The organism is Desulfoluna sp. CLI2B (assembly GCF_056847375.1).
Genome location: NZ_CP186557.1, coordinates 5,625,859 through 5,641,448, shown reverse-complemented (window position 1 = coordinate 5,641,448; position 15,590 = coordinate 5,625,859). Strand labels below are relative to the sequence as shown.

At 59.5% G+C, this 15,590-nt stretch carries 18 protein-coding genes, 1 tRNA gene and 2 pseudogenes; 18 read left to right on the top strand and 3 right to left on the bottom strand.

The window, feature by feature from the left end; genetic code table 11:
* Positions 1 to 73: 73 nt before the first annotated feature.
* The 4 genes and pseudogenes from ACOYW2_RS26200 (at position 74) to ACOYW2_RS26185 (ending at position 3,668) form a co-directional block, all read left to right on the top strand.
* Positions 74 to 1,623, top strand: a pseudogene (locus ACOYW2_RS26200) (acyl-CoA carboxylase subunit beta).
* Positions 1,624 to 1,926: 303 nt separating this feature from the next.
* Positions 1,927 to 2,781 (top strand): AmmeMemoRadiSam system protein B, encoded by an 855-nt coding sequence (amrB, locus tag ACOYW2_RS26195; protein WP_482768476.1) that lies wholly within the window; start codon positions 1,927 to 1,929, stop codon positions 2,779 to 2,781.
* Positions 2,782 to 2,784: 3 nt separating this feature from the next.
* Positions 2,785 to 3,021, top strand: coding sequence for a hypothetical protein (locus ACOYW2_RS26190; protein WP_482420628.1), 237 nt, complete (start codon positions 2,785 to 2,787; stop codon positions 3,019 to 3,021).
* Between the two features lie 65 nt (positions 3,022 to 3,086).
* Positions 3,087 to 3,668 carry a hypothetical protein gene (locus ACOYW2_RS26185; RefSeq protein ID WP_482768475.1) on the top strand — a complete coding sequence of 194 codons (582 nt, stop codon included), beginning with the start codon at positions 3,087 to 3,089 and terminating at the stop codon, positions 3,666 to 3,668.
* Between the two features lie 257 nt (positions 3,669 to 3,925).
* Here ACOYW2_RS26185 and ACOYW2_RS26180 read toward each other — a convergent pair.
* Positions 3,926 to 3,999, bottom strand: a tRNA-Gln gene (locus ACOYW2_RS26180).
* 181 nt (positions 4,000 to 4,180) lie between these two features.
* The gene (gene gltX, locus ACOYW2_RS26175; RefSeq protein ID WP_482768474.1) at positions 4,181 to 5,581 is read right to left on the bottom strand and encodes a glutamate--tRNA ligase; all 1,401 of its coding nucleotides are present in this window, start codon (positions 5,579 to 5,581) and stop codon (positions 4,181 to 4,183) included.
* A 268-nt stretch (positions 5,582 to 5,849) separates the two neighbouring features.
* On the opposite strand from gltX, the gene rpmF reads away from it, so the two are divergent.
* From rpmF to ACOYW2_RS26105, 14 genes and pseudogenes are all read left to right on the top strand, one after another.
* Positions 5,850 to 6,032: a 50S ribosomal protein L32 gene (rpmF, locus tag ACOYW2_RS26170; protein WP_180138532.1), complete on the top strand. Its 183-nt coding sequence runs from the start codon at positions 5,850 to 5,852 to the stop codon at positions 6,030 to 6,032.
* Between the two features lie 80 nt (positions 6,033 to 6,112).
* Complete coding sequence (gene fabG, locus ACOYW2_RS26165) at positions 6,113 to 6,799, top strand: 3-oxoacyl-ACP reductase FabG (RefSeq protein ID WP_482768473.1); 687 nt, start codon at positions 6,113 to 6,115, stop codon at positions 6,797 to 6,799.
* Between the two features lie 79 nt (positions 6,800 to 6,878).
* Positions 6,879 to 7,109, top strand: coding sequence for an acyl carrier protein (acpP, locus tag ACOYW2_RS26160; RefSeq protein ID WP_180138529.1), 231 nt, complete (start codon positions 6,879 to 6,881; stop codon positions 7,107 to 7,109).
* 131 nt (positions 7,110 to 7,240) lie between these two features.
* Complete coding sequence (gene rpiB, locus ACOYW2_RS26155) at positions 7,241 to 7,699, top strand: ribose 5-phosphate isomerase B (protein ID WP_482418717.1); 459 nt, start codon at positions 7,241 to 7,243, stop codon at positions 7,697 to 7,699.
* A 347-nt stretch (positions 7,700 to 8,046) separates the two neighbouring features.
* Positions 8,047 to 9,291: a serine hydroxymethyltransferase gene (gene glyA / locus ACOYW2_RS26150; protein WP_482768472.1), complete on the top strand. Its 1,245-nt coding sequence runs from the start codon at positions 8,047 to 8,049 to the stop codon at positions 9,289 to 9,291.
* 76 nt (positions 9,292 to 9,367) lie between these two features.
* Positions 9,368 to 9,823 (top strand): deoxycytidylate deaminase, encoded by a 456-nt coding sequence (locus ACOYW2_RS26145; RefSeq protein ID WP_180138523.1) that lies wholly within the window; start codon positions 9,368 to 9,370, stop codon positions 9,821 to 9,823.
* Positions 9,824 to 9,867: 44 nt separating this feature from the next.
* Positions 9,868 to 10,329, top strand: coding sequence for a transcriptional regulator NrdR (gene nrdR, locus ACOYW2_RS26140; protein WP_180138521.1), 462 nt, complete (start codon positions 9,868 to 9,870; stop codon positions 10,327 to 10,329).
* 63 nt (positions 10,330 to 10,392) lie between these two features.
* Positions 10,393 to 11,229, top strand: a complete 837-nt coding sequence (gene ribD / locus ACOYW2_RS26135) for a bifunctional diaminohydroxyphosphoribosylaminopyrimidine deaminase/5-amino-6-(5-phosphoribosylamino)uracil reductase RibD (protein ID WP_482768471.1) — start codon at positions 10,393 to 10,395, stop codon at positions 11,227 to 11,229.
* A complete protein-coding gene (locus tag ACOYW2_RS26130) occupies positions 11,219 to 11,488 on the top strand; it encodes a RibD family protein (protein ID WP_482420622.1) in 270 nt (89 codons plus the stop codon). The genes ribD and ACOYW2_RS26130 overlap by 11 nt, the downstream gene beginning before the upstream one ends.
* Positions 11,489 to 11,558: 70 nt before the next feature.
* Positions 11,559 to 12,215, top strand: coding sequence for a riboflavin synthase (locus ACOYW2_RS26125; RefSeq protein WP_482768470.1), 657 nt, complete (start codon positions 11,559 to 11,561; stop codon positions 12,213 to 12,215).
* Positions 12,216 to 12,291: 76 nt separating this feature from the next.
* A pseudogene (gene ribB, locus ACOYW2_RS26120) lies at positions 12,292 to 13,516 on the top strand (3,4-dihydroxy-2-butanone-4-phosphate synthase).
* A 103-nt stretch (positions 13,517 to 13,619) separates the two neighbouring features.
* Entirely contained in the window at positions 13,620 to 14,099 is a 480-nt protein-coding gene (ribH, locus tag ACOYW2_RS26115; RefSeq protein ID WP_180138513.1) for a 6,7-dimethyl-8-ribityllumazine synthase, read from the top strand.
* Positions 14,100 to 14,504 carry a transcription antitermination factor NusB gene (nusB, locus tag ACOYW2_RS26110; RefSeq protein WP_482418712.1) on the top strand — a complete coding sequence of 135 codons (405 nt, stop codon included), beginning with the start codon at positions 14,100 to 14,102 and terminating at the stop codon, positions 14,502 to 14,504.
* Positions 14,505 to 14,525: 21 nt separating this feature from the next.
* A complete protein-coding gene (locus tag ACOYW2_RS26105) occupies positions 14,526 to 15,155 on the top strand; it encodes an MBL fold metallo-hydrolase (RefSeq protein ID WP_482420619.1) in 630 nt (209 codons plus the stop codon).
* 134 nt (positions 15,156 to 15,289) lie between these two features.
* Here ACOYW2_RS26105 and ACOYW2_RS26100 read toward each other — a convergent pair whose 3' ends face one another.
* Positions 15,290 to 15,499 carry a rubredoxin gene (locus ACOYW2_RS26100; protein WP_482418710.1) on the bottom strand — a complete coding sequence of 70 codons (210 nt, stop codon included), beginning with the start codon at positions 15,497 to 15,499 and terminating at the stop codon, positions 15,290 to 15,292.
* Between the last annotated feature and the right edge of the window lie 91 nt (positions 15,500 to 15,590).

The following is a 15,590-nucleotide window of genomic DNA, read 5'->3' as shown; positions in this document are numbered from 1 at the left end:
ATGTTCACCCCGATTATCACTTGCATGCAAAGCGCATCGCCATCATCAACCGGGAACCCCCCAAGGAGGCCGCATGAATCGCGTCCAGAACAAAATCCACAACCTGAAAGAAAAAGACGCACAGACGCTGATCATGGGCGGAGCTCCGGCCGTAGAAAAGCAGAAGGCCAAAGGCAAGCTCACCGCCAGGGAACGCCTGGACCGCCTCTTTGACAGAGGCACCTTCCGGGAAATCGACCGCTTTGTGACCCACCGATGCACCCACTTCGGCATGGAGGGCGTGGAAATCCCCGCCGACGGTGTCATCACCGGACACGGCCTCGTGGGGGGACGCCCCGTCTTTGCCTATGCCCAGGACGTGACCTCCCGGGCAGGCAGCCTGGGTGAGATGCACGCAAAAAAAATCTGCAAGATCATGGACATGGCCATGAAAGCCGGGGTGCCCATCATCGGCATGAACGACTCCGGCGGCGCACGCATTCAGGAGGGGGTGGATGCCCTGGCCGGATACGGAGAGATCTTTTTTCGAAACGCCTCGGCCTCCGGGGTCATCCCCCAGATCTCGGCCATCATGGGGGCCACAGCGGGCGGGGCCGTCTATTCGCCGGCCATGACCGACTTTGTCTTCATGGTCAAAGAGACCAGCCACATGTTCATCACCGGCCCCGACGTGATCCGCTCAGTCACCGGCGAAGACGTGGGCTTCGACACCCTGGGCGGGGCCGTCACCCACTGCACCAAAAGCGGGGTGGCCCACTTTGCCTGTGAGGACGATGAAGAGTGCATCGACCGCATCAAAATACTCCTGTCTTACCTTCCGGCCAACAACAAGGAGAACGCGCCCCGGGCCCTTTCCGAGGAGCCCATCCACCGCCTCTGCCCGGAGCTCGACACCCTGATCCCCGAAAACCCCGTGAAGCCTTACGACATGTTCGACCTCATCCGGGCCGTTGCCGATCACGGAACCTATTTTGAACCCCACAGCCTCTTTGCCCCCAACATCATCACCTGCTTCATCCGCCTGGGGGGCCGCACCGTGGGGGTTATCGCCAACCAGCCCAAGGTCCTGGCAGGATGCCTGGACATCGACACCTCGGACAAGGCCAGCCGCTTTATCCGCTTTTGCGACGCCTTTAACATTCCCCTGCTCACCATTGCCGACGTCCCCGGCTTTCTTCCCGGCATCCAGCAGGAGTGGGGAGGGATCATCCGCCACGGGGCCAAGCTTCTCTGGAGCTACTCCGAAGCCACCGTGCCCAAGCTCCTTCTCATCACCAAAAAAAGCTGCGCACCTGATTCGCCATGAGCTCCCGCCACCTGGGGGCGGACATGGCCTTTGCCTGGCCCACGGCTGAGATCGCCGTCATGGGAGCCCAGGGCGCGGCCAACGTCATCCACAGAAAAGAGATCAAAGGCGCCGACAACCCTGAGGCCATGCGCAATGAAAAAATCTGCGAATACAACGACCTGTTCCTCACCCCTTACATCGCCGCTTCCCGGGGCTATATCGACGCCGTCATCGTCCCTTCAGAAACCCGCAACCATCTCATCGATGCCCTGGACGTCATAAGCTCAAAACACGAAACCCGACCGCCCCGAAAACACGGAAATATCCCGCTTTAAAAAGCATGCCTCCGGCGGGTCGCTTTTTTAAAAAAAAGCTCCGCAAAAAACTCTTCTAAAGCACCCGCGCTACGTTTTGATCGCCCTTCAGGGCGATCAAAACGTAGCGCGGATGCGAAAATGTCGAAATTATTTCGGCGTAGCCTGTAAGGCTTTAAGACCTGCTTGTCAAACTTTTTAAAAGTTTGGCCCCCGGCAGGGCCGCCGGAGGCCACCTGAATACGTTGCTGCGCCCCTTCTTTTTCTTCCCCAAAACCCCGTGATATACTACCTTATAGAGACAAAAATTCAGGAGGAAAGAGCATGGGTGCACGAAAACGCGCGGCCCTTCGCGGGCAGTGGTATCCGGAGAGCCGGGAGGCCTGCTTCAAGGAGGTGGAAGGATATCGGAAGGAGGGGTGGCTGAAACGCCCCTCGGGGGACGCATTTCAAGCGGGGATCGTTCCCCACGCCGGATGGTTTTTTTCCGGCAGCATCGCCTGCCGGGTCATCGAAACCGTGGCCCGGGGTGAGTTGCCGGACCTGGTGGTCCTGTTCGGGCACCACCTGGGGCCGTCTGAGCCCACCAGCGTCATGGCCGAAGGGACCCTGGAAACCCCCTTTGGAGACCTGCGGGTCCACGAGGCCTTCTCAGAGGCCCTGGGAAGAACCCCTTATGTGCGGCGGGAGATGAGCCCTTTCATGGCGCCTGAAAATACCCTGGAGCTTCAGCTTCCTTTTATCCGGTACTTTTTCGGGGAGACTCCGGTCTGCCTCATGGGGGTGGCCCCCAACAAGTGTGCTGAGCCCGTGGGCAAGTCCGTGGTGGACGCAGCACGCAGCCTGGGCCTCACCGTCAAGGTCATCGGCTCCACCGACCTCACCCACTACGGCCCAAATTTCGGGTTCACCCCCCAGGGCAAGGGGGAAAAGGCGAGGGCCTGGGTCTGCGATACCAACGATCGAGAGGCCATCGACCACATGACAGAACTTGATGCTGCCTACTTCACCGACGAGGCCCTGGCCCGGCGCAATGCCTGCTGCGCAGGTGCCGTGGCCGCCACCCTGGCCGCAGCCCGGTCCCTGGGCATCCCCCGCGGCCTTGAGATCGCTCACACCACCAGTTTTGACAAAAGCCCCTCGGACAGTTTCGTTGGATACACCGGGGTGGTATTCTAAGCCATGAACATTCCAAAATACTGGGCCAAAGGCACCACACGACACGACGTTCGCATGCGAAACATCCTCACGGGCAAACCCATGGCTCCCCTCGCCTGCTGGGGCTGGTCCGACACCAGCCTTGCCGACGCCAGGGAAAAGGGGCGCAAACGGGCGGACGCCGTTGCCGAAATGATCCTCAAGGGCAACCGGCCGGACACCTACCTCTATGGCGATCGCCCCATGCGGGAAAACGCCTGATAAAGTGGACATCGGAGGACGGCACGACCTGGGCCGCCGTCACCCTCAACGGATACGGATGCCGGGTGCTCAACACGGCACGGGCCATGTTCATCGACGTGGACCTGCCGATGCCGTCCCTGTGGGACTGGCTCAAATACAGGGCACGCATGCTGACCGGCGCCCGCTGCCTGCCCCCTCGGCAGCAAAAGGAGTATGAAGCCCTGTCCAAGGTAGAGACCATGGTAAGGGCAGACCCGTGTTTCGGTATCCGGGCCTATCGCACCCGGGGAGGCCTCCGTTACCTGGTTACCCATGCCCACGCCGACCCCACCTCTGAGCTCACCTCCGGCATGATGGAGGTCCTGGGTGCCGACCCCCTTTACATGCGGCTCTGCAAGACCCAAAAATGCTTTCGGGCCCGCCTCACCCCCAAACCCTGGCGGTGCGGGCTTACCGGCCTGCACGTCTCGTACCCCTGGAGGGATGAAACAGCAGAGCAGGAGGCTCGCCGATGGCTCTCGGCCTATGGGGACAAAACCAGAGACCTGGCCACCTGTGAGCTGATCAACCACTTCGGATCCCATACCATGGACGAAGAGATCTCCCGCATCGTCTCCTTCCACGATAAGGCGACCCGGGCCCAGTCCGGGCTTGAGCTTGCATAAGCCGGATGCACGTCAACAATAGTTGTAACTATTCAGCCCATGCCTCCGGCGGCCCTGCCGGGGGCTAAACTTTTAAAAAGTTTAACAAACAGGTTTTAAAAAAAGGGACATGAATGCCGTTTTAAATGCAGATGTGATTTGCCCCGAGGAGCGAGGGGCAAAACACATCTGCTATCTCGCCATGAAAACACCATAGCCTTAGTCCCCATAAACACAAAAAGCCCCTTCGATTGCTCGAAGGGGCTTTATTTTTTAATTGGCTGGGATGCAGGGATTCGAACCCCAATAGACGGAATCAGAATCCGTAGTCCTGCCATTAGACGACATCCCAGCAGGCAACTCAATTGGTTGCGAGAGGGTATATAGTCCGGTGAGGCCGGTTGAGTCAAGCAAAAATTTCGCCTTTTTCAAGCCCCCTTCCGAGGGCTTACCCTAACCCTCTTTGGGCAAAGGGCATTTTTGCCCTGAACAAGGCGCAGAAAAAATCTCCGGCGCCTTGTCCGCCCGGATCGCTACCCCAGGCTCCGGATATGGGCCACGGCGTCGTCGATACGCTTTAAGGTCTCCTCTTTGCCGAGGACATCGAGCATCTCGTACATGTCGGGGCTGGCACCGGTGCCGGAGACGGCCAGGCGCATGGGCATGGCCACCTTGCCGAATCCCACCTCGAGCTTGGCCACCACGGCCTTGAAGGTCGCGGCCAGGGCGTCCTGGGTAAACTCGGTCTCGGCCAGGGCCTCCTTCATCGCGAGGAGCACGTCGGCGGCCTCGGGCTTGAAGGCTTTTTTGGCCATCTTGGGATCGTACTCTTTCACCCCTTGGAAAAAGAACCGAGCGTTCTCGGCCATCTCCACCAGGGTATGGCTTCGGGGGGCCAGGGTCTTTACGGCCTTTTCCAACTGCGCGCGGTCGTCGGCCACAATGCCCGCCTTCTCAAGGAAGGGCAGGAGGGCGTCGGTGATCTCCTCGGTGGGCTTGGCCTGGATGTGCTCGTGGTTGATGGCCATGAGCTTGTCCTGGTCAAAAACGCCGGGGGAACGGCCGATGTTGTCCGGGTTGAACTTTTCGATGAGTTCTTCGCGGGTGAAGAACTCCTGGTCCCCGCAGGACCAGCCCAGGCGCGCCAGGTAGTTGATCATGGCATCGGGAAGGATCCCCATGTCCCGGTACTCGGTGACGCTGGTGGCACCGTGCCGCTTGCTCAAACGGGCCTTGTCCGCCCCAAGCACCATGGGCACATGGCCGTAGGTCGGCACCTCTTCTCCCATGGCCTTGACGATGAGGACCTGCTTGGGGGTGTTGTTGACGTGGTCGTCGCCCCTTAAGATGATGTTCACCTTCATGGTCAGGTCGTCCACAGCAACAGCCAGATTGTAGGTGGGAGTTCCGTCACTACGCTGGATGATGAAGTCGTCGAGTTCTGCGTTGGGAATGGAGATCCGCCCCTTAACCATGTCGTCAAAGGCGGTGGCCCCGGCCAGGGGTACCTTGAAGCGAACCACGGCCCCTTCGGTGGGGCCCAGGTTTCGCTCGCGGCACTTCCCGTTGTACTTGGGTTTCTCCCCTTTGGCCCGGGCGGTCTCCCGCATCTCGTCGATCTCCTCGGGGGTGCAGGTACACCAGTAGGCGTGGCCGTCTTCAAGGAGCTTGTCGATCACCTTTTTATAAAGGTCAAAACGCTTGGTCTGATAAAAGGGGCCCTGGTCCCAGTCGATCCCCAGCCACTCCAGCCCGTCGAAGATGGCCTGAACCGACGCCTCGGTGGAACGTTCCAGGTCTGTGTCTTCGATGCGGAGGATGAAGGTCCCGCCGGTTTTCCGGGCGTAGAGCCAGTTGAACAGGGCGGTGCGTGCTCCGCCGACATGAAGGTAACCCGTGGGGCTCGGAGGAAACCGTGTTATAATCTCACCCATAGCATCTCCTGTGGTATCTATTTTTTTAAAAAAAATTTTGCCCTTCAATCCGCACCCGCTCGAAAAAAAACGTTGTGGATCGATAGGGATCTGCGCTATCTACGGCTCATGGCCAATTACCACAGTTGCTTTGCCAGCACAAGTAGCCAAAATCTAAGCACGTGAATATTCTTGACAATCGCCTTTAAATAAAATAAATAAGGGCGGTTAAGACTGTTCCATCATTATACATAATTTTTTAAAGAAATAAATGAGTTAGGAGATAACCATGGCAGTACCTAAGCGTAAGACCTCCAAAGCCAGATCGCGAAAACGTCGCACCCATTACAAGACTGACGCCCCCAACGTGTCCGTCTGCCCCGAGTGCGGTGAGCCCAAAATGATGCACCAGGCATGCCCCGACTGCGGCACCTACAAGGGTCGCAACGTACTGGCAGAAGACGAAGAGTAGCGATCACACGATGTGTCGAATCCGCACGCGAGTAACAACGCGTGCAAGGCGCCACGTTTTTTCCCTGGAGTGTAGGGTCCATGCCTGACACCAATCCACGCAGTATCGTCGTCACCGGAGGGTCCCGGGGCATCGGCCGAGAGGTCTGCCTCGAATTTGCCGGTCCCGATACCCGCATTTACTTCAACTACGCGTCCTCCGAGGAGGCGGCACGGCAAACCGAAGCCCTTGTCGCTGAAAAGGGTGGTACGGCCGTGGGCGTCCGTGTGGATGTCACCTCCGAAGCGGAGGTCTCCGCCTTTATCAAGAAGGTGGTGGACGAGACCGGGCGCGTGGATGTGCTGGTCAACAATGCCGGTGTTACGCGGGACGGGCTTTTGGTCCGCATGAAAGAGTCTGATTGGGACACGGTGTGCGACACCAATCTCAAAGGGGCTTTTTTCTGCCTGAAAGCCGCGGCACGGCCCATGATGAAGCAGCGTTCCGGCCGCATCATCAACATCACCTCCATGGTTGGGGTTACGGGCAATGCCGGCCAGGCCAACTACTGCGCCTCCAAGGCGGGGCTCATCGGCCTTACCCGTTCAGCGGCCCGCGAGCTGGCCTCCAGGCAAATCACGGTCAATGCCGTGGCACCGGGGTTCATCGATACCGACATGACCGCCGCCCTTTCGGAGGAGGCCATCGGATCCATCATCGCCCAGATCCCCATGCAACGTACCGGCTCACCTTCAAGATGTGACCGGTGTTGTAGTCACCGCCTCTGAGCGGCAGCGCCTCGTCCACGGACAGGTACTCCATGTCAATGGGGGCATGTTCACATCATAACGACACAATGAGGTAGCGATGTCCGTAGAAGACAAAATCAAAAAAGTAGTCTCTGAAAAGCTGAAAGTCGAAGCCGGTGACGTGGTTCCCGAAGCACACTTCGTCAACGACCTGGGAGCCGACTCTCTGGATCTCGTGGAGCTGATCATGTCCATGGAAGAGGTCTTCGATATCGAGATCTCCGACGACGAGGCGGAAAAGCTCGTTCGCGTCAAAGACGCCATCGAGTACATCGAAGCGCGCATGTAGCGCGGCCGGCCGCAAGGCCGACTCGGCAAGGCTCCCCTTCATGGGGAGAAGAAACAAAAAGACCATGACGATCAGGTTGACAGGGTGGGCCGTTCCCACCCTTCCTTGTATCTATAAGGCACGATAAGATCATGAGTAACGACACAACCCCGTATGAGACCGAAGTCATCATCGGATGCGACCACGCCGCCTACCCCCTGAAGGAGACCATAAAAGTCTTTCTGGAGAAAAAGGGCGTCAAGGTGGTGGACGCGGGATGCCACGGGCCGGAGTCCGTCAACTATCCCGATTTCGCCAAAGAGGTGGCCGGCAAGGTCTCCGACGGGACACACCCGAAGGGCATCCTTCTGTGCGGCACCGGCCTCGGCATGTCCATGGCCGCCAACCGCTTTAAAGGTGTCCGTGCGGCCCTGGTGAGCGACGGTTTTTCCGCGCGCATGAGCCGCATGCACAACAACAGCAACATCCTGGTCATGGGCGCCCGCGTCATCGGCGAATCCCTGGCCCTGGACCTTGTTCAGATCTGGATGGAAACCCCCTTTGAGGGAGGACGTCACCTGGATCGCATCCAGATGTTTGAGTCCTTCTGATCAACAGGGAAAACTGCACGGCAACACCGCTTTTCTATGGGGAGCGAACCCTTGAAAGCAGGGCCTGCACGGCGGGATTCCCGGCGACAGGGGTCGCAGGCGGTGAGCCTGATCGCGGTGACCCACGTCGAAGGCAACCTGCCGCCCTTGGGGATAAGGGCTGAAAGGGAAGACACCCGGCACGGACCGAACTCACACTGTTCGTCCGCCGCACACCGGTCGGTCCCCACGGACTCCGGCAGCGCTTCGACAAGCCATTCGACGTGGCGTCCTTCACCAACCGAAAACCCGGCTGACAAGCCAAAACCGGCTGACGCGCCGAACACACGGCTGAAGAGGAAGCAAAGGTGAACCTGAAGTGTATTAGAGATGTGGACCCGGATATTGCCCTTGCCATCGAGAACGAAATCTCGCGGCAACAGAACAACCTTGAACTTATCGCATCGGAAAACGCGGTGAGCACCCCGGTCATGGAAGCCATGGGCACCCCCCTGACCAACAAGTATGCCGAAGGGTACCCCGGCAAGCGATACTACGGCGGTTGCGGCCACGTAGACACCGCTGAAGCCATTGCCATCGAACGGGCCAAAGAGCTCTTCGGCGCGGCCTATGCCAACGTCCAGCCCCACTCGGGTTCCCAGGCCAACATGGCGGCCCTTTTCGGGATGCTTGAGCCCGGCGACACTGTCATGGGCATGGACCTCGCCCACGGCGGCCACCTGACCCACGGCAGCCCCGCCAGCTTCTCCGGCAAGTTGTTCAACTTTGTCCATTACGGCGTGGAAAAAGAGACCGGCATGATCGACCTCGACCATGTGGAGTCCATGGCCCGCGAGTGCAAGCCCAAACTCATCATCGTCGGGGCCAGCGCCTATCCCCGCACCCTCGACTTCGAAGCGTTTTCCGCCATTGCCCAGCGCACCGGCGCCGCCCTCATGGTGGACATGGCGCACATCGCCGGCCTGGTGGCCGGTGGCGTCCATCCCAACCCCGTCCCCTACGCGGACGTGGTCACCTCCACCACCCACAAGACCTTAAGGGGCCCCAGGGGCGGCCTGATCCTCTCCGGCAAAGACCTCACAGGCGTCATGAACAAGCAGATCTTCCCCGGTATCCAGGGCGGTCCCCTCATGCACGTCATCGCGGCCAAAGCCATCGCCTTCAAGGAAGCGTCCACCGACGAATTCAAAGCCTACCAGGCACAGATCGTCAAAAACGCCGCTGTCCTGGCCGACGCCCTCATGGAAAACGGATTTGACCTGGTTTCTGGCGGTACCGACAACCACCTCATGCTCCTGGACCTCACCCGCATGGACATCACGGGCAAGGACGCCGAAGAGACCCTGGACCGCGCCGGCATCACCGCCAACAAGAACGTGGTCCCCTTCGACACCCGCAGCCCCTTTGTCACCAGCGGGATCCGCATCGGCACCCCGGTGCTCACCACCCGAGGCATGAAGGAAGCCGAAATGAAGCAGGTGGCGGGTTTCATGGCCAAGGCCCTGACCAACAAGGACAACCCCGCCGTCATCGACACCATTCGACAGGAGGTGAAGGCCCTCTGCAACGCCTTCCCTCTGTTTACCGACTAACAGGTCACCGACCCGTTGATCGAAGGGAGGGCCGGCTCGCAAAGCCGGGCCCTCCCGCCGCCAAGGAGCCGCCCATATGGAACCGGAACAGACTCGCCCCTCATGGGCCCAGTACTTCATGGACATCACCGAGCTGGTGGCCAAGCGCTCCACCTGTACACGCCGTGCGGTGGGAGCCATCCTTGTCAAGGACAAGCGGATCCTGGCCACGGGCTACAACGGCGCCCCCAGCGGGGTGCGCCACTGTGCCGAGACCGGATGCCTGAGAAAGCAATTGGGCGTCCCCTCCGGGGAACGCCATGAGCTCTGCCGCGGCGTCCATGCAGAACAGAACGCCATTGTGCAGGCCGCCCACTACGGGGTGTCCATCAACGGCGCCACCCTCTTTTGCACCAACCTCCCCTGCTCCATCTGCGCCAAGCTGCTGATCAACGCAGGGGTGAAGAAGATTGTGTACCAGTCGGGTTATGCCGACGCGATTTCCGAAGAGATGCTAAGCGAAGCCGGTGTTGAAGTGATTCAGGTCCCCTGAACCGGAGTATTGGCCCACAAGACCACTGTCACAAGGAGAACGCCATGAAATGCCCCTACTGCGCCGAAGACAACACAAAAGTCGTGGACTCTCGGGACACCAAGGATAAAAACGAAATCCGGAGGCGCCGGGAGTGCCTCGCCTGCGGCAGGCGCTTCACCACCTACGAGCACGTGGAAAAACTCCCAGTCATGATCGTGAAAAAAGACGGCCGCCGGGAAGAGTTTACCCGAAGCAAGGTGGCCGCAGGCCTCTACAGGGCCTGTGAAAAACTCGATATCAGCGTCAACGTCATCGACGCTTATCTGGACGAGCTGGAGCGGGACCTGCGGGAGACCGGAGAAAAAGAGATCCCTTCTCAGAAGATCGGTGAGAAGGTAATGATCTGGCTCCACGGCAAAAACGACATCGCCTACGTCCGCTTTGCTTCCGTCTACCGGGAGTTCAAGGACGTCAACGACTTTGTCATGGAGCTCAAGGGGCTCCTCTCAAAGGAGTCGCAGTAGCCGGGCCGTCCCCGGCACATTAAAGGGACGGCGCTTTACAAACAGCGCAACAAAGGGGGAGCCATGGAGGCTCAGGAGTACATGGAGATGGCCCTTGCCCTGGCGGCACGAGGCATCGGATGGACCTCCCCCAACCCCGCGGTCGGGGCTGTGGTGGTCAACAACGGACAGGTGGTGGGACGCGGCTGGCACAAGGCCTGCGGCGGCCCCCATGCCGAGGTCTTTGCCATTGATGAGGCAGGAGACCGGGCCGAAGGCGGCGACATCTATGTTACCTTGGAGCCCTGCAACCACACCGGCAAGACCCCTCCCTGCACCGAAAAGATCTTGAGCGCCGGGATCCGGCGTGTCTTCATTGCCATGGAAGACCCCAACCCCGTGGCTTCAGGCGGCATCGAGCGCCTCAGGTCCCAGGGGGTCGAGGTGACCTCCGGCATCCTCCGGGAAAAAGCCGAAGCCCTCAACGAAGGGTTCATCAAACACGTGCAGACGAACCGCCCCTTTGTGGTGGCCAAAAGCGCCGCCACCTTAGACGGCCGCACCGCCGCATCCACGGGCCACTCCCAGTGGATCACCGGCGAATCCTCCAGGCGCCATGTCCACGAGCTTCGGCACGCCGTGGACGCCATCATGGTGGGCATCGGTACGGTCAAGGCCGATAACCCCTCCCTCACCTGCCGCCTGGAATCCGGGGGAAAAGACCCCATCCGCATCATCCTCGACAGCCACCTCACCATTGACGATCAGGCGAGGGTGTTGCAGCTCAATTCCGATTCTGATACAATAATCGTTTGCGGTAAGATCCCAACGGAAGCCGAGGAGACCCTCCGGAAAAAGGCGCGCCTTGAGGCTTCTGGAGCGCGGGTTCGAGGTCCCCTTAGGTATCTATGTGGATCTTGACCGCCTCATGGCAACCTTGGGAAAAGAGAAGATCCAGAGCATCCTCCTCGAAGGGGGAGCGACCCTTCTCAAATCCGCCCTGGACGCAAAGATCGTGGACAAGTTCCGCATCTATATCGCGCCCAAGCTCCTCACAGGAGACGACGGGTTTCCCGTCACCGCAGGCAAAGGGCCCCTCTCCATGGACGAGGCCCTGACCCTTTCCCGGGTTGCTGTTCGACACTTTGACAATGACGTAATGATCGAGGGCTACCTGTAAAGATGCCGATCGCCCTGCGGGGCGTGCCAGCCGTTTCAGGACCAGCTTTCTTGAGAAGAGGCGATGAGGTATGTTCACCGGAATTATTGAAGGATTCGGCACCATCAGGGACATCCGCCCCACAGGCCAGGGGTCCCGCTTTGCCATCGAGGCAGACTTTCCCCTCGACCGCGTCAAGATCGGGGACAGCATCGCTGTGAACGGCTCCTGCCTCACCGCCGTGGTCCTGGACGGCCGCCGCTTTGAGGTGGACGTGGCCCCCGAAACCATTAAACGCACCGTCTTTTCCAGCATCCACGTGGGTTCCCGCGTCAACCTGGAGCGTGCCCTGCGCCTCTCCGACCGCTTAGACGGCCACATCGTCTCCGGCCATGTGGACGGCGTGGGCACCATTGTCAGCAAGGAACGCCAGGCCAACGCCGTCATCGTCACCATCGCCGTGGAAAAGCACCTCTCCCGCTTCATGATTGAAAAGGGCTCCGTGGCAGTAGACGGCATCAGCCTGACCATCAACGCCGTCACCGACACCACCTTCACCCTGAGCATCATTCCCCACACAGCAGAAATCACCAGCATCGGCCAGAAGCCGCCCGGTTCCATCGTCAACATCGAAACCGACATGGTGGGGAAGTACATCGAAAAATTTCTCATGACGCCCAAGCCCGATCAGAAGCCCCAAGCCCCTTCCATCGACATGGCCTTTTTGGCCGACAAGGGATTTTTGTAAGCCGACGACGCAAGAAAAAGGGACCGATGCGGGTCCCTTTATATAGTGAGAGCAAGAGGAGTAAGAGGAGTCTGATATGCCCGTTATATCCATCGAAGAAGCCATTGAAGAGATTCGCGCAGGTCGCATGGTCATCCTGGCCGATGACGAAGACCGTGAAAACGAAGGAGACCTGACCATGGCCGCCGAGGCGGTCACTCCCGAGGCCATCAACTTCATGGCCAAATACGACATGCGCTCGATCCGCCTGCCCATGTCCTCGGCAACTGCTACTACCTGGACCTGCCCATGATGGGGTGGTATGACAACACCAGCCAGTTCGGCACCGGGTTCACCGTCTCCATCGAAGCCAAAAAAGGGGTCACCACCGGCATCTCCGCCGCGGACCGCGCCACCACCATCCTGACGGCCGTGGCCGATGAGACCAAGGCGGCCGACATTGCCCGCCCGGGCCACATCTTCCCCTTGCGCGCCCGTGACGGCGGGGTCATGGTCCGCGTGGGCCAGACCGAAGGGTCCGTGGACCTGGCGCGCCTTGCCGGTCTCAAGCCTGCCGCCGTTATCTGCGAGATCATGGACGACGACGGCACAATGGCCCGCATGCCCTCCCTGGAGGAGTTCAGCAAAGAGCACGGCATCGGCATCTGCACCGTGGCGGACCTGGTGGAGTACCGCATGAAGAAGGAGTCCTTCGTCAAGCGGGCCGCCGAGAACGCCACCACCGCCATCTCCTGGTGGTGGACTTCAAGATCATCGCCGTTAACGACTGGTACAACCACCCACATCGCCAACTGCCAAGGGGAGATCAACCCGGAGGAGCCCGTTCTCGGTACGCGTCCACTCCGAGTGCATGACCGGCGATATCTTCGGGTCCATGAAGTGCGACTGCGGCGATCAGCTCCAGCGCGCCATGGCCCGCATCAACGACGAAGGTTCAGGGGTCATCCTCTACCTTCGCCAGGAAGGCCGCGGAATCGGCCTGGTGAACAAGCTGAAGGCTTACGAGCTCCAGCGCCAGGGCTACGACACCGTGGAGGCCAACGAAAAACTCGGCTTCAAGGCAGACCTTAGGGATTACGGCATCGGGGCTCAGATGCTCGCCGACATCGGCGTGCGCAAGATGCGCCTCATGACCAACAACCCCAAGAAGATGGGTCAGAAGGACGGCACCTCCCGTTGTGGAGCAGGTGCCCATTGAGGTGCACACCAACGTCTACAGCCTAGAGGACTTGACCTGCAAGAAGCTGAAGATGGGCCACACCCTGAACATCGAGCCCAAAAAAGACTCCCACAACATGTAGGGAGTCCCCAAGGACAACAAACCCGGAGCGGTCGGCTTGCCGGTCGCTCCTGTTTTCACATTTTAGACTGACACCTATAAACCAATAGGGAAAGGGACTCACCATGCCCAATATCATCCAGTCCAGCCTGACCTCCGAAGGCAAAAAATTTGCCATCGTCGTAAGCCGTTTCAACGACTTCATCACCGAACGCCTTGTGGGCGGTGCCGTGGACGCCCTGACGCGCAGCGGCACAAAAGATGCCGACATCGACATCATCAAAGTCCCCGGTGCCTTTGAGATTCCCCTGCTGGCCCAGAAAGCCGTGCAGACCGAAAAATACGATGCCGTCATCTGCCTGGGTGCCGTCATCCGCGGGGCCACCCCCCACTTTGACTACGTCTGCGCCGAAGTATCCAAGGGCGTGGCCCATGTCAGCCTGGAAGCCAACATCCCCGTCATCTTCGGGGTCGTCACCACCGATACCATCGAGCAGGCCATCGAACGGGCCGGCACAAAAGCCGGGAACAAAGGCTTTGACTGTGCCCTGTCTGCCATCGAAATGGCCAACCTCATGACCGTCATGGATGAAGGACAGAAGTAAATGGGAGTAAGACGAGGCGCACGGGAGCTTGCGTTGCAGGCTCTCTTTTTTGCGGATATAAAGCCCCAGGCCCGCCGCGACGCGGTGCAGCTCTTTCGGGACAACTACATCACCGACGAGGCGTATCTGCCCTTTTTCGATACCCTCACCGAAGGTGTTCTGGACAACCTGGAAGAGATCGACGCCGCCATCGCAAACCGATCCAAGAACTGGAAGGTCTACCGCATGTCTTCCGTGGATCGCAATGCCTTGCGGGTCGGGGTGTTTGAGATCATGTTCCTTGAAGATGTCCCGGACAAGGTAGCCATCAACGAGGCCATTGAGATCGGCAAACACTTTGGAACCGCAGAGTCGGGCGCCTTTATCAACGGTATCCTCGATGCCGTGTCCGCTGACAAAAGCTAAACTCTTTAGGAGGACCCGACCTTGTTGATCACAGACCTTGTTGTGGGACCCATCGGTGCAAACTGCATCATCCTCGGATGCGAAACCACCCGCGAAGCAGTGGTTATCGACCCCGGCGACGACGCCTCACGTATCTTGAAGGCCCTGGCCGATGAAAAGCTCACCGTTAAAGCCATCATCAACACCCACGGCCACTTTGACCATGTGGGAGCCAACAAGCGCCTGAAAGAGGCCACGGGCGCCGATCTCATGATCCATGAAGCCGACGCGTCCATGCTCCAGGAGCTCTCGGTGACGGCCATGGCCTTTGGCCTCAAGGCGGAAAACTCGCCCCCGGCCGACCGTCTCCTCACCGACGGGGACACCATCACCTTCGGCAACAAGACCCTGGCGGTCCTCCACACACCGGGCCACACCCCCGGCGGGATCACCTTGTACTGCAAGGACGAGAAGGCGGCCTTTGCAGGGGACACTCCATCGGAAGAACCGACCTCCCCGGCGGCAACTACGCCACCCTCATCGCCAGCATCAAGGAGCAGCTCTTTTCCCTGCCCGATGATACCGTGGTCTACACCGGCCACGGCCCCAAGACCACCATCGGCACCGAAAAGCAGTACAACCCCTTTCTCAAGTAGAAGGGGGCGGGCATGACGCCCTAACTCCGGTACCAAATCAAAACGGGCCGTTTCCCATCCGAAAAAAGATGGGAAACGGCCCGTTTTTTTTAAGGCGTCACAGCGGTAACTATTCAGCTCAAACAAGCCTCCGGCGGCTCGCCTGCCTCCCTACCCCTCCTCTTCCGCCACCGAGCCGGGACCTGCCAGGGGCCGGAAGCTCTTTTTGGAAGCCTGGCAGAACGGACAGGCCCAGTCATCGGGCAGATCCTTAAACGCGGTGCCGGGCGGGGTGTTGGTTTTGGGTTCCCCTTTGTCGGGGTCGTACACATAACCGCAGTTGTGGACCTGGCATTGATACATGTCTTTGAGTGAAGCCATGGAAGCACCTCCTGAAAGGATTGACGAGGGGTCGACACCACAAATCATGTCGGGCTGCTGTCTGGACCAACGAAAGGACACTACGGCATAG